Source organism: Providencia sp. PROV252 (assembly GCF_033676005.1).
In the GTDB taxonomy this organism is placed as follows: domain Bacteria; phylum Pseudomonadota; class Gammaproteobacteria; order Enterobacterales; family Enterobacteriaceae; genus Providencia; species Providencia vermicola.
This window is the reverse complement of record NZ_CP096294.1, coordinates 935,592-957,814: the sequence shown is the minus strand read 5'-3', so window position 1 is coordinate 957,814 and position 22,223 is coordinate 935,592. Positions and strand designations below refer to the sequence as shown.

The 22,223-nt window shown below is 41.7% G+C and carries 13 protein-coding genes; 3 read left to right on the top strand and 10 right to left on the bottom strand.

The window, feature by feature from the left end:
* Window positions 1-50: 50 nt before the first annotated feature.
* A complete protein-coding gene (locus M1F05_RS04100) occupies window positions 51-926 on the top strand; it encodes a leucine-rich repeat domain-containing protein (RefSeq protein ID WP_318825974.1) in 876 nt (291 codons plus the stop codon).
* A gap of 49 nt (window positions 927-975) precedes the next feature.
* Here M1F05_RS04100 and M1F05_RS04095 read toward each other — a convergent pair whose 3' ends face one another.
* The 3 genes from M1F05_RS04095 to M1F05_RS04085 form a co-directional block, all read right to left on the bottom strand.
* Window positions 976-1,383, bottom strand: coding sequence for a DUF3597 domain-containing protein (locus M1F05_RS04095; RefSeq protein WP_206084705.1), 408 nt, complete (start codon window positions 1,381-1,383; stop codon window positions 976-978).
* Between the two features lie 184 nt (window positions 1,384-1,567).
* Window positions 1,568-1,948, bottom strand: coding sequence for a hypothetical protein (locus M1F05_RS04090; protein WP_206084704.1), 381 nt, complete (start codon window positions 1,946-1,948; stop codon window positions 1,568-1,570).
* A gap of 109 nt (window positions 1,949-2,057) precedes the next feature.
* Window positions 2,058-2,285, bottom strand: a complete 228-nt coding sequence (locus tag M1F05_RS04085) for a hypothetical protein (protein ID WP_206084703.1) — start codon at window positions 2,283-2,285, stop codon at window positions 2,058-2,060.
* Between the two features lie 105 nt (window positions 2,286-2,390).
* Here M1F05_RS04085 and M1F05_RS04080 point away from each other — a divergent pair, with 105 nt between their 5' ends.
* A complete protein-coding gene (locus tag M1F05_RS04080) occupies window positions 2,391-2,585 on the top strand; it encodes a SymE family type I addiction module toxin (RefSeq protein WP_318825973.1) in 195 nt (64 codons plus the stop codon).
* A gap of 41 nt (window positions 2,586-2,626) precedes the next feature.
* Here M1F05_RS04080 and M1F05_RS04075 read toward each other — a convergent pair whose 3' ends face one another.
* The 6 genes from M1F05_RS04075 to M1F05_RS04050 form a co-directional block, all read right to left on the bottom strand.
* Entirely contained in the window at window positions 2,627-2,956 is a 330-nt protein-coding gene (locus tag M1F05_RS04075; RefSeq protein ID WP_206084702.1) for a hypothetical protein, read from the bottom strand.
* A gap of 2 nt (window positions 2,957-2,958) precedes the next feature.
* A complete protein-coding gene (locus M1F05_RS04070) occupies window positions 2,959-14,739 on the bottom strand; it encodes a hemagglutinin repeat-containing protein (RefSeq protein ID WP_206084701.1) in 11,781 nt (3,926 codons plus the stop codon).
* Between the two features lie 11 nt (window positions 14,740-14,750).
* Window positions 14,751-16,460: a ShlB/FhaC/HecB family hemolysin secretion/activation protein gene (locus M1F05_RS04065; protein ID WP_206084700.1), complete on the bottom strand. Its 1,710-nt coding sequence runs from the start codon at window positions 16,458-16,460 to the stop codon at window positions 14,751-14,753.
* Window positions 16,461-16,885: 425 nt separating this feature from the next.
* Window positions 16,886-17,551 carry a heme exporter protein CcmB gene (gene ccmB, locus M1F05_RS04060; protein WP_206084699.1) on the bottom strand — a complete coding sequence of 222 codons (666 nt, stop codon included), beginning with the start codon at window positions 17,549-17,551 and terminating at the stop codon, window positions 16,886-16,888.
* Entirely contained in the window at window positions 17,536-18,168 is a 633-nt protein-coding gene (ccmA, locus tag M1F05_RS04055; protein WP_206084698.1) for a cytochrome c biogenesis heme-transporting ATPase CcmA, read from the bottom strand. Before ccmA ends, ccmB begins: the two co-directional genes overlap by 16 nt.
* 24 nt (window positions 18,169-18,192) lie before the next feature.
* Window positions 18,193-19,371, bottom strand: a complete 1,179-nt coding sequence (locus M1F05_RS04050) for an ion channel (RefSeq protein ID WP_206084697.1) — start codon at window positions 19,369-19,371, stop codon at window positions 18,193-18,195.
* Window positions 19,372-19,731: 360 nt separating this feature from the next.
* Between M1F05_RS04050 and cptA the strand changes: the two genes are divergently transcribed.
* A complete protein-coding gene (gene cptA / locus M1F05_RS04045) occupies window positions 19,732-21,441 on the top strand; it encodes a phosphoethanolamine transferase CptA (protein ID WP_206084696.1) in 1,710 nt (569 codons plus the stop codon).
* A gap of 49 nt (window positions 21,442-21,490) precedes the next feature.
* Here the strand turns inward: cptA and M1F05_RS04040 are convergent, their stop codons facing one another.
* Complete coding sequence (locus tag M1F05_RS04040; protein WP_206084695.1) at window positions 21,491-22,177, bottom strand: DUF421 domain-containing protein; 687 nt, start codon at window positions 22,175-22,177, stop codon at window positions 21,491-21,493.
* Window positions 22,178-22,223: the final 46 nt, after the last annotated feature.

The window sequence follows — 22,223 nt, the reverse complement described above, 5'->3', positions numbered from 1 at the left end:
TTTTTACAGATAAACTGCACATAATACGTTCTATTAAAGTGAGGAAGGCGATGCTACACCAACATTCCAACTCTGAGTTTGAACTCAATCTGGATTCAAGCTGTCGAGAAGAAATTGATACGCTTATTTTAGCGCCTTTTGATTACAGCTTGGTAAGCGCCTATAACAATAATCTCAGTGCATTTCCCTACCGAGTAACTCACTGTGAAAACCTAAAAGTGCTTAATCTTTCTTGTAATCAAATTCAATCGATCCCCGCAGAAATAGCAAAGTTAACGCGGCTCAAAATGTTAGATTTAGGGCATAACCATATTGTTGAAATTTCCGATGAAGTGGGTAACCTGCATCAATTACAATTCCTCTATTTGAGCGATAATGGCATTCACACTTTACCAAATTCATTATCTCAGTTAAAAAATCTGGTTTATTTCAATGCAACGGATAACTTGTTAACGCAGATACCCTCTTGGTTTTCTCAGTTAAAAAATCTTAAGGAACTGCGTCTGTATAATAACCAAATAGAGCGTTTTTCCAGCTCACTTTCTCAATTATCCAATGTGCATGAAATACACTTGATGAATAACTGTATTTCAGAGCTTACGGATAATATTTCGGCCCTATCTTCTCTTCGTATTTTGGATCTAAATCAAAATAAAATTCACACTATCTCCCCTGCAATATCTGCACTTAAGAAATTGCATACTTTAAATTTAAGGTTTAATCAGTTAACTCAACTACCTGAATCCATAGGTGAAATGCTATCTCTCCAATACTTGGATTTACGTGCCAATAAACTTCAAACATTACCCGACAGTTTAATAAATTTAACTGACCTCATTAAACTCGATTTACGGTGGAATAGCTTTACTGAGGAACCAAAAGTGATTAAAGCGCTGAGAAATAAAGGCTGTACTATTTTTATTTAATGGTGACTTTAAGCGTGCCGTAGTCAAAACGCTACGGCACCACTGAGACTTATTTTTTGAGTTGATTCACGAGCTCATTCACATTACCACCCGCTTGCTCTAACTGCTTAATCACTTCTTTAATTAACCATACATTCATGGTTGCAGTATCACTTGTATCACCTTGATAACCTAGCTCTGCAGCAAGCTTTTTCCGCGCCGTTAAGCTATTATCCAAACCTAATAATGTTAACAAATCAACAATAGACACTTTCCAATTAAGTTTTTGCGGGTAACTTTTTGCCAAGCCTTCTAACACAGCTATGGCATCAATTTTATTATCTGAAATAGCATCATTACTGATATTAATATTGGCTCTAATCGCTTCCGTCATTGCAGCAACAGGGTCTGCACTATTTTCTATTTTGGCATCCGCGGGTTTAAAGACCTTAGTTAAAATCTCTTGGAAAAAGCTCATAAGTCCCTCTCTCATATTGTGCTAAAGGATAATATTCTTCACATAAACTATAGCACCCTACGCTGATAAATCTATTTTTCTACTTATACGCTAATGTGGATATTTTTAGGTAATCAAAGTTGGATGACAGTATTAGCTACAGACTAAATCGCTCACTAGAAGGTTAAAATAAATTAATTATTTTTTATAAAAATTTATAATAACGTTGCTTAATTCTTAGCATTGATTTCTCAACTGATATTTTATCCGTAGGATTATCAATGACATAATTGTCTGATATATATTGCATTAACTCTATAAAAATAGACACTGTCATTTCGGTACTTTCCAGCCCACCAACGTAAAACTCAACAGAATTAAAGTCATTTGGATCATCATAATCACCATCCAATGCAAAATCGAATCCTTCACCTTCACCATTACTAATGCCATGAGATGCATCATAAAGAAATTGTCTATATGTTATTTTTTCCCTTTTAATCAATGATTCAACCAAATAATAGAGATCTCCACCCTCATGACTTATTAAATAGTTTTTTGTTTTTTCCAGCCAACTAAGGTCCATAAACTTTTACTCCAAAAACTATTAATTCAGCGTTTATTTCTCACATATCTTTTTAAAATTAGCCAGTATCACTGTGATATCAACTAGCTGTAAAAACCTGTAACGCCAATCATATCGTCAATCTCAGACAATGTCTTTTCTTGCAATAATTCAAAATAAAAATGAGTTTACCTACAAACGGCGCGACTTCATATATACCCACCGTAATATCAAAACCGCCTTTGCCTGAATTGATACCCGGTTGTTTATCCACCGATTGATAATCACTGTGCATCTCGGTTTTATTCACATTCACCGATGCCGTGGTATTCAACCCTGTGCCAATGCTACCCGACAAGCTACCGCCTTTTTGCTTCGAATCGTATTTGTCGGTGGTTTGTTCGGTGTTTTTGAACAAAAAAAGAAACGGAAATAACACGATAGGCTTGCAATATTTGGATGGGTGATTAAAGAAGAAGGGGGCAAAACCAGACAATATACAGTGGGTTACGCCCCCAACCGCGGTAAGCCCAACCCCAGCCCACAACTCACCTTAAGCGGTAAGTGGCTGAATGAGATGGGCTTTGAGGTCGGTAGTCACTATACCCTCACGCGCCAAGCCGGACAGTTGATCATCCGGCTGGCTGAGGGGGAGTAAAGCGGCTAAGGAGATCCCAGTGTGGGGCTGGGACCTCTTATTTAGTCTTCATACTTAAAATCTATGTTTATTTTCATTGTTTCTAGATTCAAAGTAATTTCACAGCCGCTCCAAAATGATTTTTTTCTAGGCTGTATGTTATCAATGTAAAAGCTTCTCAGTTCTTCTAGTGCATCTGTTAACTCACTAACAGCTTTACTATCAGGGTCATACCAATTTAATTCATTGCTTTTATTTATATAATCAAATTCATAAGTACAACCATCTCTTTCACGAAAAAGATCAGCTCTTACAATAACTTTTTTAGCATTTGATGGGCCTGAACTTACGAGTATTTGTCCAATTTTTTGATATATAATCTGATCATTCATATCTAATTTCCTCCTTGAGTATTAGTAAAGTTTTTGATCACTGGTCTTTCCCCTTCAATCGTATACTTAACATTAAATTTAGTTGGTCGTGCACTATTTCCTGAATATACCGGCTCTATTTTAACATTAACTTGTTTACCGTTCTTTAACGCTTCAGCCCACGAGTTCTCCATTTTTTTCCATTCCACTCTATTTAAATTAGAGTTCATTGGAACAATGTTAATTTTCTCTCCTGGTCCATTAAATCGGGTACCAATTAAGTGTCCACCTTCATCCCCTGCAATACCACACTTTCCAGCTTTACACTGCTGATAGCTATTTCTATCATTTGTATTTAATGAAAGTTTTGCCTCTACACTTTGCACTCTTCCTTGAGAGTCTGTTCTATAGGTGTTGTTACCATCTACTTTATAAATCGTATTTGGCTCAGGTTTATTTAACTGTTTGTTCCAGTCACCTTTACCGCCTGACTTTATTTCAACAACCTTATGTTCCCCTGTATCAGGCTTGCTTGTATTATTTTTCTTTCCTTGAAGAACCTTAGCAAGTGCTATCCCTGTAGCTGCCTTAGCCAGATCTTCTTTACTCGCCCCATTATCCACTAAATTAAGGATACTTTTGACATCAACAGGAGCTATCAAACCGCCAAATGTACTATCTTTTTGTAGTTTTTCTTGGATTTTTTCATCGCTCATCCCTTGAGCTTTCCATTCTACAATGAGTTCAGTGGTTCTAATTTCATTGAAATAAGGGTTATTTATTTGTCCTGCTACTGTCCAGTCACTTCCTGACAGGCGGTAAATATCACCAATCCAATCAAATCCAGTATCACTGAGTTTTTCGCCTTGCTCTATCCCTAAAAGCATCGCGGTTGTGTATTCGGTGACAAGGTAATTAAATTCGTCTTTGCTCAACTGACCTGATTGATATAGACCAACGAGTTTTTCACCTGCGGCTTTTTCTTGATTTCGGTATTCGTTACGAACATTACGTTCACAGTCAGCATTTCCATTACAACCGACAAATTTGGTTTGTAAATCATCAACGCCACCAATACCAGCGTCTTCTAGCTTTTTCTGAAGAGCCTTGCCTTTATCATCTAACTTATCAACACCAAATTTATTCGATAATAAGTTATTCTCAACCGTGGTCTTCCCTGCCTCTGCGGCATTTGCCGCACTCGACGTATCCCCGCCAACTAGCCCTCCCGCTATACCCGCGGCCAGGCTCGCAAACGCACTTACCGTCGATTTTTCATCTTCCGTTAGCTCACTTGGCTTTTTCTTATACAGCTCTTGCGACAGCATTCCCACCGCTTCTGCCGTCATCGCACCTAACGATTGTGCTCCTGCATTTTCACCTTTTGCCAGTGCTAATGCAACATTCGCAATACCGTGCGCCGCTATACGACCCTCTTTATTTTCAGCTGGGATATGTTGCGCTATTTGATTCGCGATATACGGCGCACTCGCATTCGCCACCGCTTTATTTACATCCCCATTCACCAAGCCTTGGATTAACGCTGTGCCCGACTCCACTATGCGGCGTTTATCGCCTCCCACGCCCCATTCAGATTTGTTAACTTGAGCTTGAATAGCATCTTCTCTTTCCTTGCCACTCAACTCAGGGTGCGCTCTATCTACATCCTTCGTGGCTTTTATGGTCTCATCCGTCACCGCAATATCCGTAATCTGCTTACCTAACTCGCCGACTAGCTGCGTTTTCTCTATCCGTTTCTGCTCTTTTTCTTTGTCAAAAATCGTGTTCAGCTTCTCGTGGGCATTATCAGTATCACGGCTTAACGTATTGACATCCTGTTTCTGATTATCCTTATCGCGGATAACAATCTCACCTCCCGACACCGCCGCATGCGTGCTATTGCTGTCTTTCCCTTTGTTATTCACATTGGTCAATAACGAACCTGCCGCATTACCCGCTAACTGGTCTTCAAATGGCGAGCCACCTGTGCTAAACCCGCCACTGTGGCTTTCCACTTTGTACTCCGCTTTGTTTTTTATATCCCCAAAGCCCAGTGTGCCCGTGTCGAGTTTGTTCTTCTCAGCCTCTGCCGTACTGCTAATCACCGCGCCGTCGAGTTGAGTGTGCTTGCCGACCATGATATCAAAGCCACCTTTACCGGCATTGATACCCGTTTGTTTATCCACCGATTGATAATCGCTGTGCATCTCGGTTTTATTGGCATTCACCGAAGCCGTGGTATTTAACCCTGTTCCAATGCTGCCAGATACACTGCCACTTTGTTGTTTCGAGTCATATTTGTCCGTCACCTGCTGGCTAGATAGGGTCAAATCCCCACCCACATTGGCTTTCACGGTTTCACCGCTCACCTGCGCACCGGTTAACGTGGTGTCTTTACCACTGTTAAGCGTCAGTTGTTTGCCCGCATTAACCTCTGTATCAGTATAGAACTGGCTATTGCCTTTCTCAAAGCCATTGCCTTTATTCACGCTCGCATTAACATTCCAACCGCCCGTACTAATACCCGCACCGATTGAACTGCCTTTACTTTCGTTCTTACCATCCACGGTTTGGCTGTTGGTGGCACTGGTCAGGTTGATATCATTTTTGGCTGTTAAGGTGATGTCTTTATCTGCGGTTAACTGGCTGCCTTGTACTGCCAAGTTGCCTTGACTGCCTTCTTTTTTGCCCGTGGCTGTAAGGTTAATATTATCCCCAGCGCTCAGGCTGCTACCAGATGCGGTATTTTGCTGCGTTTTTGTCGTGGATTTTGACGAGCTACTGCCATAAGACACGTTCACACCAAAGGCATCTGTGACACTGCCGCCTTTTTTCAGCCCAGCCAACTCACCGGCTTGTTCTGCTTGAACACCTTGCAGACCCGCTTTCATCCCTTTAAGTGCCGCTAATTGGCCATCGTCTTCCTGTTTCGCCGATTTCGCTGTCTGCGCCATACCGTCTAACATACTGCCCGCAGTACCACCTAATGACACCGTGAGGCCACTGGACTTACTTTCCACCGTCGTGATATCGGTTCGGCTATTTTCAGCGGCCGTAATATTCACGTCACTGCCTGTGATATTAATATCTTTCGCGGCGATTACATCACTGCCATGGATGTTCGCTGAACCACCAGCCTCCAGTGTCACATCACCTGCGGAGCTGCCGATTACGCTGCCTTTTTTCAAGTTACTGTCACTATCAGTCGTGACTTTTTGAGACGTTGATCCGACAGTTAAACCCAAGCCGCCTGTACTCATCAGCCCTGATTTCTTCGTCTTGGACATATGAGTTTCATGTAACGCCTCATCAGACGTAGTGACATTCAGCTGGTTACCTGCATTGACGGCAACATCGTTAGTTCCCAGAACATTGCTGCCCTGAATATTCACGTCATTACCTGCGGTCATTTTGATGCTATCGCCACTTAATGTACTGCTGATCGCAGTACGCGCGTTGACTTCATCATGGGTTTCTTTTGTGGTGCTCGATAGAAAACCTTTGTCCGTGTGTTTGGTGTGCTTAGCATAGTCACTGCTTTCCACCCCTGAGGTCAGGTTAATATCACGCCCCACATTCACAGCTAATTCGCCGCCACTGGACACATTCGCTGCGCGAGCGGAGAGATCTTGCCCTGCAGACAGTGTTAAATCCCCTTGAGTTTGGATTTGTGTGCCCACTTCTGTGCTATTAGCGCCACGATAGTAATTGCTTGAATTATGTGTGTAATCAAACGCTGAGCTAACATCGCGCGTTTCTAAACTAATATCCTGACCCGCAATAATGGAGGTTTTACCATCAACGCCTAAATTGCCAACATCTGTAGCGATCAGGTTGATATCTTGCACGGCTTTTAAGGTAAGCTGACCGTTATCACCCGTAACATAAATGCTGGCAGGGCGGTCGAGCCATTGTGATTGGCCATCTCCACGCTGCGCGGTTTCGCTGAGAATATCGCGCCCCGCTAAGAGTGATACGCTATCTAAACCACGGATTTCACCACCCACATTTTTTATATCTTTCAATGCGTTGAGCTGAATATCCTTCCCTTGAATACGCCCGCTGTTTTCAATATTTTCTGCGCGTAAATCTGTTAATTCGCGGCTGTTAATTTCACCACTATTGAGCAAATCACCCGTAATATTGGCAGACACATTGCGCCCTGCAAGTAGTGCGCCATTGCCGTTTAGATCGCCTTGGCGTGCACGAACATACACCTGGGGCACACTTACCATCTCAACACGTCCATCTGGCAAGGTGACTTCTTTATTTACCATCCACACAATATCGGTTGTTAAGTTCGCCATTTGTTCTGGTGATAATGCAATACCTGGAGTCAGGTTAAATTGATTACCAAACGCAACACCATTCGTCAGCAGCGCACGGTATTGTTCTTCATCACTATTGTAGTTGCCTAATAAGCGCTGCCCTGTAGTTTCAATCAATTGATCGCGAACTAAGCGTTGCTCATAATAGCCATCACCTAAGCGCTTATGTAGCTGCTCATTAGTGACAATATCAATGCTGGATAACCATTTTTTGTAATTAGTGAAGCGAGAGTCCGTTTCAATTAAGAACTGGCTATCCGTGCCTGGTATGACGTTAAACAAGCTGTTATCTGGCAATTGGGTACTTGGCCCAACGGTTCTGATCACGGTATCGAGGTTGTCTTTACCTTGGGGCGCTTTTTCTGCCGTGATATTTTGCCCTTTACCTACGTCAGTTTGGCCTTGAATATCAGTACCATTCCCCACATTGGCATCACCTGTCTGCGCTGTCGCGCCAACAGTTTTATCATCGCTCACGTCAGCTTTCGCCGAAACCGAAGGTAATTGCGTTACTTCAGCCTGTTGGCCTGCTGTAAGCTCAAGAGGCGTATTTTGACTGTCTTTTAATGTAGTTTCCGCCAGCAACGCCCCTTGGTTATCCGTTATCGTTGACTCAGACACGGTATCCGCTGCGCCATCGAGCGGATTGACTTTCACACCATCCAAGTGAGTTTTATTAATTCCCCCCGCTTGCTCTTTTACCTCCAGTAAATGTAGCGGTAAATCTTCTTCGCTATTAATACCTTGGTATTTTGACGTACTAGTACGCGTTTTCCATTTACCACCGCCTTTATAGCGATAAATCGTATTTCCATCCTCAAAAATATGGCGAACACCTTGTGCTTCTTTATTGTTTAGCTCATAGCCTGTTAAGATCAGGTTTTGCCCCGCAACAACGCGTGAATTTTCATTATTCAGTTGCTGTCCATCAATCGTTAAGTGTTTACCACTGGTGATTAATGCTGCATCGCGTTTGATGATTTGCGTTTCATAAATTATACGGTCGTAATCATATTCATAGAAATTTTTAGTCCAATTACCATACTCAAACATCCGCCAGCGATTGGATTTTTCATAGTGAATACCCACTTCTTTGTTGAGCGTACCATCGTCATTAATCGCATAACGGGTTTGGTTACCATTACGTGGCTGAATTTTATAGCGCTTACCATTACCGTAATCGTACCAATCAAAGTGCTCGCGGCTAACTTCAACTGGTTTTTCAGTCAGCTCTAAGTGAATATCTTTGTTTTCCAGTAGATCAGTTTTGAGAGTAAGATTGCCATCCGCTTCAATATTTGCACTGTGGTTTTTCACACTTTTAGCATGGCCTGTGGCTTGTAGCTTGTCGTTGAGCACATTGCCGATGGCTAAATCACCGTCACTGTAAATTAAAGCGTGATCGCGGTTTACCAGCTCAGAAACTGCGAGATTAACCTCTTTACGCCCTGCAATAACCGCCGATTTATCCCCTTGTTTATCATTCAATAAGGCATTGGCTGCTATTGATAAGAAATCGCCATAAATACGCCCTGTACCTACGTTATTGAGATTTTTTGCAACAATGTGGGTCAAGGTACCATCAATTATCCCAGTATTGAGGACGTTGCCACTGGCCTTGATTCGCGTATTTTGCCCACTAATTTCCCCAGATAGCTGATTAATGACAGCCGTCGTGCTTAAAGCAAGCTCACCAAGGCTAGACATTAGCCCATAATTTGTGAAACCTTGGGCAAAATTAGCGGTTAAGCGTTCGCCCGCCTGAATACGCCCATGATTTTCAAATGCTTGATTAATAGCGAATGTCAGTGCTTTTTGGGCAATAAGTTTCCCTTCGCCTGTTAATGTGTTCGCTGATACACTCGCAGAACCATTGCTAACGATGACCCCTTGCTGGTTTGTCAGCGTTAAAGCTTTTCCTTTCACATTATCAGTAATGGTCAAATCTGACCCTGCGGATACCATGCCTTGGTTATTATTTAAGGATTGAGCGATATTTGCCTGAATAGCTTGCCCTGCGCGCACTGCGCCACGTTGGTTATTCAATTCAGTCGCTTTTAGCGTGGTATTTTGCCCTTCAATCCCTTGCCCTGCTTGGGCGGTATTTTGGTTATCAATATTCTTTGCGGTGATATTCAGGTTACCATTAGCTTTAATCCAGCCTTGTTGGTTATCAAGCTGTTGCACTAAAAGCAATTCAACGTTGTTTAGCCCTTGAAGAGTGCCTTTGGTGTTATTCAGGTATTGGCTAGCAACCTGTAAATCTGCCCCTGATAAAATTTGCCCTTGTTGGTTATCAACACCTTGCGTAATCGTCAGGTGGCTATTTCCCTGTGATTGCAATGTTCCTTCGCGGTTATTCAGGGTGGTGCCTGTGATTTTCGCTGAAGATTGACTTAAGAGTGTGCCTTTTTGGTTATCGATATGATTAACATCGACATTTAAGCCTTGTTTACCTTGCACGAACCCTTGCTGATTCTTCAGATCATTGGCTGTTAGGGTGAGTTTTTCTTCACTCGCTAACACGCCCTCTTGGTTCAATACATCATTTTTCTGAGTATTGATATCCAATAAGCCACCCGAATAAATCCGCCCTTGCTGGTTATCCAAGGTCTGAGAGGTTAATACATTTACCCCCGCACTTTGGATTTGCCCTTGCTGGTTCGTTAATTTGCCGCTGTTGAGCGTGAGGTTCCCACCACTTAACAACCCACCACTTTTTTGTGTGTAGCTATTGTTGAGAAGCTGCCCATGAGTGTCCAAGGCTAACTGCAGACCTGCTTGAACCCGCCCTTGCTGGTTATCAAACTCCCCACTGTTCAGGCTTAACCCGAAACTGGCTAAAATTTCCCCTTGGGAGTTATCGACACGGTTTTTCTGTGTATCGATTCTAATATCACTCGCTTGAATATGGCCTTGTTGATTAATCAGCTCACCAACCGTTAACGCCAGTTTTTGGCTAGCAAAAATCCCTTGATCGTCTGTTTTTGCGGTGTTGGTTAAACGTTGGCCTTGAGTATCAAGGGTGATAGATTGCCCCTTAATCGTGCCTTCGATGTTATCCAACTGCTGAGTTTTCATCGAGATAGCAGATTGGCTGCCAATCAAACCTTGCTGGTTAGTTAACGCTTGGCTATTAAGCGCCAACTGGCCTTTTGCCACAATACGGCCTTTTTCGTTATCGAGCCCCCCCGTGGTTAACGTTAGCCCGCCTTGTACATAAATACCTTTATTATCATCACTTTGTGTATTGTTTAATTGCTCACCATGAGTATCAATCAGCATGTCACTACCTGACTGAATGGTGCCCTGCTGGTTTTCAATTTTACCGCTATTTAACGTGAGTTTTTGTTGCGCTAACAATGCCCCTTGTGTGTTATCAAATAACTGGTTTTGGGTATTGATATTGATGCTATTGGCCTGAATGTACCCTTGCTGGTTTTGCAGTGCTTGGTTACGCATCTGCAATACTTGCTCTGCCGCAATAAGTCCCGCTTGGTTATTGATATGACCCGCAATATCTAATGTGCTATTCCCATGGCGTGCGACAACCTTACCCTGCTGGTTATTCAGTTCACTCGCTGTGATTTTCAAGCCATTTTCACCGACCAAAGCACCATTTTGGTTAACTAACTCATTTTTTACATCAATGGATAAGTGACCATTATTTGCTGTTAAAATCTGGCCATCTTGGTTATCAAGGGAATCCGCTGTTATCGTAAAGTGGCCATTACTGCCAATTTCACCTGCTTGGTTGTTTAACCGCCCTTGCAGCGTGATTTTTCCTGCTTTATCACCTGTTTGTAATAATTTGCCATTTTGGTGTTCGAGGGTGTTTGCCGTGAGAAAAACCTGATCTGCCTGAGTAACCCCTTGGTTTAATGACAGCGTTTCACCTTGAATATTCAAGGTATTTGCAGCCAGTAGCTCGCCTTTATCACCATCAAGAGATTGGCTGTTTAAGGTAACATCCCCCATACTCGCAATCACTTTACCTGTACGGTTAATCAGTAATTGAGTATCGGCGAATACCCCTTGGCGTCCAGTTAAGGTGCCGCTTGTATTATCCAGTACCTGTTGAATTTGTAGGTTTAACGCCCCCATTCTTGCACTGAATATTTTGCCTTGTTGGTTTCCTAACGTATTTGCCGTTATCTGCCAAGAACCATTACCACTGATGTTACCCGCTTGGTTATTTAGGTGTTGAGAAACGAGAAGTGAACCTTGTTGCTCTCCAAGTTGAGTCATTGTCCCTTGCTGATGGTTTAGGTTTTCCGCTGTCAGCTGAATGTGATTGGCTTGTGTATTTCCTGCGCTCAAGTCAATGTCTTGTCCATGCAGTACAAGCTCCCCATCCGCGATAATTTCCCCGCGCTGGCCTTGTACATTTTCAGCAACAATGAACATGTCTCCTTGCTTGCTAATCACCTTGCCATCCACATTAGTGAGTTGCGAGGCGTTCAATGTGAAATCATGTTCGGCAAACAGCGTTCCTGCTGTGTTATCTACGCTGTCTTGTGCATGAATAAACAATGCCCCCACTTTCGCAGCAACGACAGTACCTTGTTGGTTAGCCAACGCGTTCACATCCAGATGTAAAGCACCTTGGCTACTGATATTACCCGCTTGGTTATCAAGGGCTTGAGTCAGTTTTATTTGGCCTTTTTCACTGCCCGTTTGCAGCATTTTCCCACGTTGATGAGAAAGATTTTTCCCGTCTATCTGAATATTGTCAGCTTGGGTAATTGCGTCATTAAGGTTGAGATTATCTGCCGTTAAAGTCAGCTTGCCTTTCGAGAGTATTTCGCCTTTCTCGCCCTCTAGCTGCTTAAGTGTTAGCTGGTTATCTCCAAAGCTCGCAATAAGTTTACCTGATTGGTTAATCAAACGATTTGCTGCAAGTTTAATACCTTGATTACCTAATAATGTGCCTTGAGTATTATTCAATGCTTGTTGAATATTTAGGGATAATTGCCCTAATTTCGCTGCAATAATTTTGCCGTCTTGGTTATTCAACGCATTGGCTGAAATCTCAATTTGCCCATTGCTGGAGATTTCCCCACGCTGATTATCAAAATGATTTTGAATGCGTAGTTCTGTTTTCCCTTCCCCTACTTGCAGTAACGTTGCACCTTGATGGGAAAAGTTATTGGCTAAAATGGTAATTTGATTAGCTTGCGTAAGCCCATGATTTAAATTGATATCTTGACTTTCAATGTGCAAAGAGTTTTGTGCGAAAACCGTTCCTTTATGGCCATCCACCTGGTTTGCGGTGAGTAATGCAGCGCCTGATAAACTGCTAATTTTTCCTTGTGTATTCACCAGCTGATTGGCTTTGATAGCTAAATATTTATCAGTTTGGATCACGCCCTGCGTGTTATTCAATTTTGTGGTTGCAGTGATCTCTAACTGTTTGTTAGCACTGGTGAATAATTTACCATCACTGTTATCAAGGTTATCGGCCTGTATGTGCAGGTCACCTTTGGATGACACACTTCCCCCATGGTTATCCAAGGTCGTCGCAACGTCCACCGTCATGGCTTTATCGCCTGTTTGTAGGATATTTCCTTGGCGATGAGAGAACGCATTGGCTTTTAAGGTGATTTGTTCAGCTTGAGTCTTCCCATTATCCAAATTCATGGATTTCCCAGTTAAGCTTAGGGCGCCACTGGTCAGAATTTCCCCTTTTTTTCCATCCAACTTGTCTGTTTTGATGGATAGCCCTTGTTTGCCAGAGGCTAAAATCGTGCCTTGCTGGTTGTTCACATTTTGACTTTGAATATCCACTTTGCCATCACGGCTGAGCAGCTGCCCTGACTGGTTATTCAACTGCTGCGTGATGATTGCGGTATCACCCGCAAGGTTAATTTCCCCATTTTGGTTATCAAGCAGTTGAGTCTGTAATGCGTTTTTCGAATTGCCCGTTTGGACCAATTTACCTTGTTGGTTATGGATAAATTCAGGGGCAATTAACAACAAGTCTTTGGCAACAATTTCCCCTTTTTGGTTATCAATCCCTGTTTTTGCCGTTAATGTGACTTTATCCGTTGCCTGTAAATGCGCTTCTTTGGTGCGAATATCTTTTATTGTCGATGTCAGTGTGATGTTTTGAGCTTGGGTATTTGAGAACGAAAGGTCGAGTTCACTCCCTGTCGCTGTTAACGATTCTTTAGCAACAATATCACCTTGAAGTGTAACGTTTTTATCACCTTGAACCGTTAAAGAGCCCGCCGAGGTTAATTTTCCTTTGCTGTCGACCCCTGCCGCGAGCAAGGCTGTTTTATCACTGTTGATTTGTGCGGCATTTAAGGCCGTATCACGTCCAGCAACCATTTGGCCTTTATCGGTGTTGGTAATTGCCTGTTTTGCATTGAGCTTCACATTTTGCTGAGCTAAAACAGTACCTTGGTTATGAATTGATTGTTGGCTGTCGATGGCAATGTTTTGGCGTGCCGTGATCACCCCCGAGTTCCCCACTTTACCATTCGCTGATAAAGTGATATCCCCAGCTTCTGCCCCAATATGCCCTGCATTTCGTACACCCACGCCATTTTCTGTTCCACGCATTTTGATGGTATTGGCGTACATCCCCCCCAATGCAGCAACATCTAAAGCAAACTCAGGTTTATCATCCGTTGTGGAATTATCCGTTTTGAGAATGGTTTTCCCATCCGCTGCAACCGTGTTTTTCCCTGTGGTAATGGCTAAGTCTTTAGCATGCAATTTAGCATTAATATTGACTGAACGGGCGATTAACGCCGTATAGTTGGTACCATTACCGTTGTACCCCTTACCAACAATATTGATACTGCCTTTATCAACTTCAAACCCTTTGATTTTGCCATTTTCAATCAAGGTTTTGCCTGCCGATAGCAAAGCTTTATCCGCATTGATAAACCCACAACCATTACAGGTGATCCCCGCTGGATTGGCGATGATCACATCGGCTTTTTTCCCTGCAACTTCGATAAAACCGTTTAATTGACTCGGATCGCGGCTATTTACCTCATTTAAGATGATTTTCGCCTCGCCCTTTGCCAACCACTCATTGCCTTGGATCATCCCACCCAATTGTGTGTTTACATCGTGGCGGCTGTTATTCAGGATTACCCCTTTGTTATCAACATCAAATTGGCTGTATTGGTTACGTGAAACGCCATCACGATTAGGCGCTTGAATATTCACTTGAGGTAACCCATTTTGGGTATTCACAATCGTCGGTTGCTGATTACTAGGCGCATTACTATCCGCTTTAATGTTCGATGCGGAGGCGCTAATGCTCACCATACCCAACGTCAACCAAAGACTAGTAACAATGGGTTTAATTGACCAACGAACTCGGCTATTTACTGTTTTTTTAACACGATTTTCTGTTTGGCACGCAGGCCCTGCTTGATGACTGCGAGTAATGTCCGCAACGACCATCACCATTTGGCGCGCTGCATTAAAAATTAAACGGTAAAATAACTTATTCATCCTGAGATACCTTAATAATTCCAATTAACAGAAAATGCAAACGTCGCCGGATCCGTTTTAAATCCGTCAGGTTTAGAGAATGGCGTACCAATAGAGAGGTCGTAGCTGAGGTTAGCCGCACTGATTGCTCCCCTCAGACCAATTGCGCCCCCCGCAAGGTGATTGCCAAGATTACGGTATGTACCGTGTCCACCAATTTCCCCATAATCAGCCCCAAGATAGAGCTCTTGGTTCGGGAGCGGTGTTACCCATGAAAGGGTATTTCTTAGCGTCCATCCTTGGTCTGCACTGAGAGTTCGTTCCCCATCAAAGCCGCGAACCGTCCAGCGGTTACCGATACTGAATTGATCTTGAGGAGTTAGCTGTCTGTCACTAATTTGGCGTAAATATTGAGTTTCAAAACGCAGTTGTTGGTCTGAAACACGAAAAGGAATACTTGCGGAGGCTGAAAATTGCATCACTTTTGCCAGTGCAGTGGCATATTCCCTTGAGTTGGGATCGTTCGTTTCTTCAAAAGCAGGCATCGCACCAAACCAACGCGTTCCATGTTGATAGCTTGCGCCAGCGGTGATCGTTGACTGCCCGATATATTGACGATGGTTGAGACCCAGTTTCCAAGAGGTAGTACGGCGCTTTTGGTTTTCAATTTCGGTATCACGAACAAAGTTACGTGTTTCGCGTAAGTTAACATCATACGTTGCCGTCGTTTTTGCTGTTGCATCACGATATAACACATTGCTGAGCTGCAAGTTTAAGCTCTTACTTTTTCCACGATATTGAATATCATCATTCATACCAGCAATTGTTTGTGTATATTCATAATCACTCGCCGTGGTCGCAAATTGCCAATAACCAAAAGGAACAGAATAGTGGGCACTGTAGTTCGTCGTATCCTTGCTACTTGAAAAGCTCAAGTCACGAGTTGCAGTAATGTAGAAAAGATCGCTCAGTGAGGTCGGATTATCCAAGGCAAGCATGATACCAGCTTGGTTTTTACCCGTACTTTTTGACCCTGTGTTATCTGCCCATGCGCTCGCATGCCAATAGCGTGATTGTTGCCGATTAATCACAATTTGCGTTTCGCCTGGCCCATCCCCAGGGATCATTTCCATTGAAGCTTGTACCGTTGGTAAGCGTTGTAAATTTTCGAGGCCTTGCTCAATATCACGCAAATCTAATAAATTTCCCGAATGCGCTGGCATCGCGGTATATAACGTGCTGTATTGAGATGAGTTATCAGTAAAGAGAACTTTTTGTACCTTACCAGGTAGCACCACCAATTTAAGTGTGCCCGTAGATAAATCTTGCTCAGGTACCAACACTCGTGAAGTGATCCAGCCATGACTGATCAAACGATTCTGCACGTCGGTAATTAAGAGATTGATACCATCAATACCAATACAATGCCCAACCGCCTGATTGGCTAAACGTTGTACAGGAACCCAATGAGGTAAGCCTTCTTGCCCTGTGATTTCAACTTGTCTAATCACAAAGCAGGGGGTTTCCTCAGGGAATTGCAACTGTGTTTTTGCAATAGGTGAAAGCAAGCTGACATCAGGAGCCTTCGCGTCAAATTGTTGTTGTTGCGCTTGCTGCTGCTGCGTCTGCCGATTAAATAAGTTATCTGTATTATCAGGCTTCAATAGTGAGGCTTTTGCGACGGTAGGAAAACAAAAGGTAAATAAAATTGATCCATAGATAAAATTACGCTTTAAAAACATTATTTTTATTAATCACTATGATTTGAGTTAAGTCAATATACGCAACTTTACACAATTTGACTTAAATTACAATCGGACTAGCCCCTGCATTTTTATTACACCCTTTGGTATTTTATTTAATGAATTGATTTAAATGTAATATTAAACTGTAAAAAAGTTTTTCATAAAAAAAACAATAGAAAAACCAGCTTATTTAAATGGCGTTAAGTTCACTGATAAACCTTATTAACTTGGCATAAAAATTATTTCCACCATTATTGTTACGCTAAAAAAATAAAAAATAACTAATAGCCACCCAAAAAATGAGTAAATATATCTTATTGATTTAGATTTTATTGTGAACTAGAGCTTGATGAGTGAAAATAACTAAGAAAGGGCGATAAGGGCAATAATTCACCCTTATTTAAAGATAAATGATGTGATTTTTAGCTATTGCTAATATTGATTTTCAACGCTGCTGCAATCGCTAAAGGGGAGAAAGTAATACTTGCGGCAAATAATGCAGCGAGAATGGCAAAATAGCCATCTAATGGCATTTTGAAACTGTGCGCTTCCATGGTACCTGTCGCATAAATCAACACGGGAATATATAAAGGCAATACCAGCAAACTAACTAACACACCACCTTTTTTTAATGACACCGTCAGTGCTGCACCTATCGCGCCAATAAAGCTTAACACAGGCGTTCCCAGTAGTAATGTTCCCGCTAATACCATTAGGGTATCGCTAGTAAATGACAACATCAATGCAGCGATTGGTGACAATAAAATCAGCGGTAAACCCGTCACTAACCAGTGTGCAATCACTTTTGCAAAAACAGTGATAAACAAGGGATGAGGCGCCAACAATAGCTGCTCAAGGGAGCCATCAAGGTAATCATCTTTAAATAAACGCTCTAAAGAAAGTAAAGATGATAAAATGGCAGCAACCCAAAAAACCCCTACAGAAATACGTGATAATAGCTGTGGCTCTGGCCCAATACTCAGCGGAAAAAGCGTAATGACAATCAAGAAAAACCACAGTGGGTTAACTAACTCAGAAAAACTGCGAAAGGCAATTTTCAATTCTCGTTTAATTAATAACCAAAACATGATTCACCTCCACCCGTCAGTTTTAATGAGCCAAATCGCCCTGACATCGCCTGATGAGAGGTAAACAAAATAATCCCCCCTTGATTAGCATGTTGATGAAAACACATCGTTAACCGTTCAACCCCTGCCACATCAATTGCGGTAAAAGGCTCGTCTAGGATCCACAATGGTGCTTCACTTAACCACAAGCGTGCTAAGTTCACACGGCGCTGCTGCCCTGCAGAAAGCTGGTTCACAGGAATATCTTCAAAGCCAATCAACGAAACTTCCTCTAAAGCCTGCCATATGCTATCCCCTTCAGGCCCTTTATGGTGCATTTGATGATAAAACTTGAGGTTTTCATACGGCGTGAGTAACGATTTAACAGCAGGTTTGTGGCCTAAATACAGCAAATGGCGAGTAAATTCTTCTTTAAGTTTGTCAATCGGTTGATTTTGCCAACATACCTCGCCCTCATCAGGCTTAAGTAGCCCAGCCATCATTCGTAAAAGCGTGGTTTTTCCCGCGCCATTAGGCCCTTCAACCTGCAAAATTTCACTCGGTTGAACGGTAAAATCGAGCTGTTGAAATAAAATGCGATTTTGACGATGGCAACTGACTTGTTGTGCACTTAGCATGCCGTTGATTTCCTGTTTTTTATTCTAAGATTTGGCAATTTTGTTCAACAGCATATCACTGATGGAGTCACTCGATATTGCTTCACCGCAAAGCACTTGCATCAAAACTTCAGAGCCTAAAGTGGATAGAGAAAATAACATGTCGGGTTTAAGCAAGCGGATTTTATCCATATTGCTTTCTTGATTGATCAATACAACGGTTTTTACTGTGCTATCGCTGCCCGCTAACTCCCTCACACCTAACAAAGCAAATGTGCTAAGTGAGTCACTGTCAGTCATGATCAACACACACTTCGCATGTTTGACATTGGCGGCGGCAAGTAGCTCAGAACTGGTTGGATCACCTGTGACAATATTGTCTTTTTCAGGGTAATGGCTACGGTGATTCTCTTGACAAATAACGGCTACAGGTAGCTCGCGTTTTTTTAATCCTTGATACACATTGACCGCCATTGGCGTACTACCAATCACCACATAATGATTTTTCATATATGAAAACCTCTTACGCACAATTTCTTTTGTGCCTTTTGCCAATACGCCAACAACATACACAACTGAAGTGGTGAAAATAGTAATACCTAGAATAATGACAGTCACGGTAAATACCCGAGCATCTAACGTCACGGGCACAATGTCGCCAAAGCCAACTGTCGTCATGCACACCAGTGCGAAATAGAAGGCCGTTGTACCATCTTTCACGACGGGTAGGAACTCATTGCCAATATATAAAGTACCGAAAATGGAATATAACAATAATGAAATAATACAGGTAATTGCCACAAACCCCGCACTGGTTAAGCTGTGATGATGGTAAAGCTTCCAAAATAACCCCAGTGCAACAAATAAGGCCAAAGAAAAATAACCTTGGTGAATATTTTCTTGGGCTAGTCGTAAATCAACAAATGAAATGATCCCTAATAAAAATAGAGAGAAAATCCACGCGATACGCGCGCCATTTAACATAAAGAGAGAAAGAAAAATGAGTGAAATACCAAGTAAAAAACGCGGAATATCTAATAATTTCATAAACCCTAATGATTTCAACCACTCGGTAAAACCATTTTCACGCCAGTCAATGTAGTCCGTATAAGCACTTAAAACAGGCTTTAAAATCATAGAACCATCAATGATGATCAAGATAGAAAGCACTATCCTGATCGTTAAGGATGATCTCAAAAAAGCCACAAACGCGTTATCTAACATGACTGACTTTCATCCTTTTTTAGCAAACCATTAAAACTTTTTATATACCATAAATATAACAAAAGATAATATCAATTCCGTTTGCCCGATAACAAATCGTCATTCGTTATCGGGACATTTAGATTATGAATGATAAAACATCGTCTATAATTGGAAGTCACCTCATTCGGTGATGGGCTAAAATGAGTTAATCTCACTTCCATTTTGCTGAAAAAACAAAACATTAAAGAATACTTAAATATTAGTGATCATGGCCAAACTATTTTGAACTTAAGTTTGACCTGTAAATCTAAACACCGATTTCTCAATTATTTTTCAATATTACTTAGCGATTAAAGAAAATAAGAGTTTAAAAACACTATGCTTAACACTACACGCACAGAGAGATTTAGCTGGTTATCACTACTCTGGCTATTAATCTACTTTTGGTATTTCTCGTCGTTATTGCAACTATATGTGGTCGTCACAGGCCAAAGTAACAGTATCGGGTTAAGGGATTCACTGCTGTATAGCTCTTTATGGCTAATTCCCGCGCTACTTTTCCCTCGGAAAATTAAGCTTATTGCAGGCGTTATTGGGGTTATCTTGTGGCTATCTTCTGTCGTCGCCCTCGCTTACTTTGTGGTTTACGGCCACCAAATCTCACAGAGCGTTATGTTTGTGATGTTTGAAACCAATACCAATGAAGCAGGGGAATTCCTCAAACAATACTTTAGTTTTAAAGTCGTCGGCATCATTCTTGCCTACACCTTAGTGGCTATTTTCTTGTGGTCACGCCTAAAACCCGTTTATATACCGAAAAAAGGCAACGTGGTTGTTTCCTTGCTAATATTGATCATTTTGTTTGGTGTGCCGTATTACAACAAAGGCATCAAACAAGATAGACCACTAGCCAATGTGGCTTCTTATGTAAATAGCAAACTGGCCTATGCAGCACCATGGCAGTTTGTTAGTGGTTACTTTCTCTATAAAAACCAGTTAGCTAATATGGAGGAGTTGATCAGAGACAACAGTAAAATTCCACCGCTCGCCAACTTTGTCGATGCCAATGGCAACACGCCACGTACCTTTGTATTAGTGATTGGTGAGTCCACCAGCCGCGATAGAATGAGTTTATACGGTTATCAACGCCCAACGACGCCAGAATTAGTAGAACTTGCAAAAGACTATCCTGCTAACTTATCGGTATTTAATGATGTGGTAACGCCACGCCCATATACCATTGAAGCGCTACAACAAATTCTGACGTTTGCCACCCAGACAGAGCCTGAACTGTTTAACTCTCGCCCTTCTATCATGAATATGATGAAGCAAGCGGGCTTTAAAACGTTCTGGATCACCAATCAGCAAACTATGACTGAGCGAAATACCTTACTGACGGCCTTCTCTCGCCAAACGGATAAGCAGTATTACCTCAATAATGATATGGCTCAGAGTTCACGTATCTATGATGACGTGGTATTTGATCCTTTCAAAGAAGCACTTGCTGACCCTGCGGAAAAGAAATTTATCGTTGTACACCTGCTAGGCACACATATGCGTTATGAATTCCGCTACCCAGAAGATAAAGCGATATTTACGCAAAGAGACAGCCTGGTACCTGCTAACCTGAAAGATGACCAAGTCAAAGATTACAACGCGTATGATAATGCACAGCATTATAATGATTATGTGGTGTCAACCTTAATTAAAGACTTTGATTCTTCTAAAGAAAATGGCTTCTTAGTCTTTTTCTCTGACCACGGAGAAGATGTCTATGATACACCACCACATGAAATGTTAGGCCGTAGCGAAGGTAAACCAAGCAAGGTTATCTACAATGTGCCATTCCTTGTTTGGCAATCACCTGAATGGTTAAGTACCCATCAGTTTGATTTAAAAGAAAAAACAACTCGCCCATTCAGCACGATGGATTTCATCTATGCATGGTCTGACCTAGCAGGCTTTAACTACACAGGTTATGAACCAGAAAAGAGCTTGTTTAGCACAGAGTTTAAACCTCAGCCTCGTTACATCGGCGACCCTGATAATAAATCCTCAATCATGCTTTATGATGATTTGAAGAAATAATGTCATAACAAGTAGGTGGAGTGCATTGCATTTCATCTACTTGCCTATCTTAAGCAATGCTTTTTAGTTCATGTGTACCTTCGCGGTTTATTTTGCCATCTTGCAAAATAAAACTGACTTCACCACGCCAGAACTCCGCTAAGAAAATATCATCGAGCGATTCAATACCTTGAAATTCAATCTGTTGTTTTAACCAAGCTTCATCCCTTTCTATCGATTCCAACTCACTGGTTCTTATCACGCCATCTTTCATTAAAAGCACCGAAGGCATATTTTTTTCATCACAAATGATGGTGAGCTGCCCATCAGGTTCGATTTGTGCGTAGTAAATTTCTTGAAATGAATGAATACCTTGAGCATGAATGCGTGATGAGATATTGATGATATCTATTTTATTTTTTTTCTTTAATATATTTTCCATAATGAATTGCCCCTTTTTAATAATCGGTATTGGGTTACCAATTGCGACATTACGGAAAAAATTCACTTTCTTTGTTAATAAATTCAAAGAACTAATCAATAAAACACCGATTATTAAGATCGTTATATATTGATACAATGGTATTGTATCACTGTAGATCACCCCTCCGATAATTCCCCCTAAGACAAAATTACCAATGAAATCAATTGGTGTCATTTGAGAGAGCTGCGTTTTTCCAGACAAATTCATATGAGTAATAACGATAGCGAAACCAATAATGAACTTTAAAATGATAAACGAATAATAGTACGTCATATTGCTACCTTTTATATTATCTAATTCAAAACATTTTTTACTTCTT

Bases quoted from the DNA above. Each gene is read 5' to 3' on its own strand.
- M1F05_RS04050 (WP_206084697.1), bottom strand. From the start codon at position 19,371: ATGTTAGATAACGCGTTTGTGGCTTTTTTGAGATCATCCTTAACGATC.
- M1F05_RS04090 (WP_206084704.1), bottom strand. From the start codon at position 1,948: ATGGACCTTAGTTGGCTGGAAAAAACAAAAAACTATTTAATAAGTCAT.
- ccmB (WP_206084699.1), bottom strand. From the start codon at position 17,551: ATGTTTTGGTTATTAATTAAACGAGAATTGAAAATTGCCTTTCGCAGT.
- ccmA (WP_206084698.1), bottom strand. From the start codon at position 18,168: ATGCTAAGTGCACAACAAGTCAGTTGCCATCGTCAAAATCGCATTTTA.
- M1F05_RS04070 (WP_206084701.1), bottom strand. From the start codon at position 14,739: ATGAATAAGTTATTTTACCGTTTAATTTTTAATGCAGCGCGCCAAATG.
- M1F05_RS04065 (WP_206084700.1), bottom strand. From the start codon at position 16,460: ATGTTTTTAAAGCGTAATTTTATCTATGGATCAATTTTATTTACCTTT.
- M1F05_RS04100 (WP_318825974.1), top strand. From the start codon at position 51: ATGCTACACCAACATTCCAACTCTGAGTTTGAACTCAATCTGGATTCA.
- cptA (WP_206084696.1), top strand. From the start codon at position 19,732: ATGCTTAACACTACACGCACAGAGAGATTTAGCTGGTTATCACTACTC.
- M1F05_RS04095 (WP_206084705.1), bottom strand. From the start codon at position 1,383: ATGAGCTTTTTCCAAGAGATTTTAACTAAGGTCTTTAAACCCGCGGAT.
- M1F05_RS04075 (WP_206084702.1), bottom strand. From the start codon at position 2,956: ATGAATGATCAGATTATATATCAAAAAATTGGACAAATACTCGTAAGT.
- M1F05_RS04040 (WP_206084695.1), bottom strand. From the start codon at position 22,177: ATGACGTACTATTATTCGTTTATCATTTTAAAGTTCATTATTGGTTTC.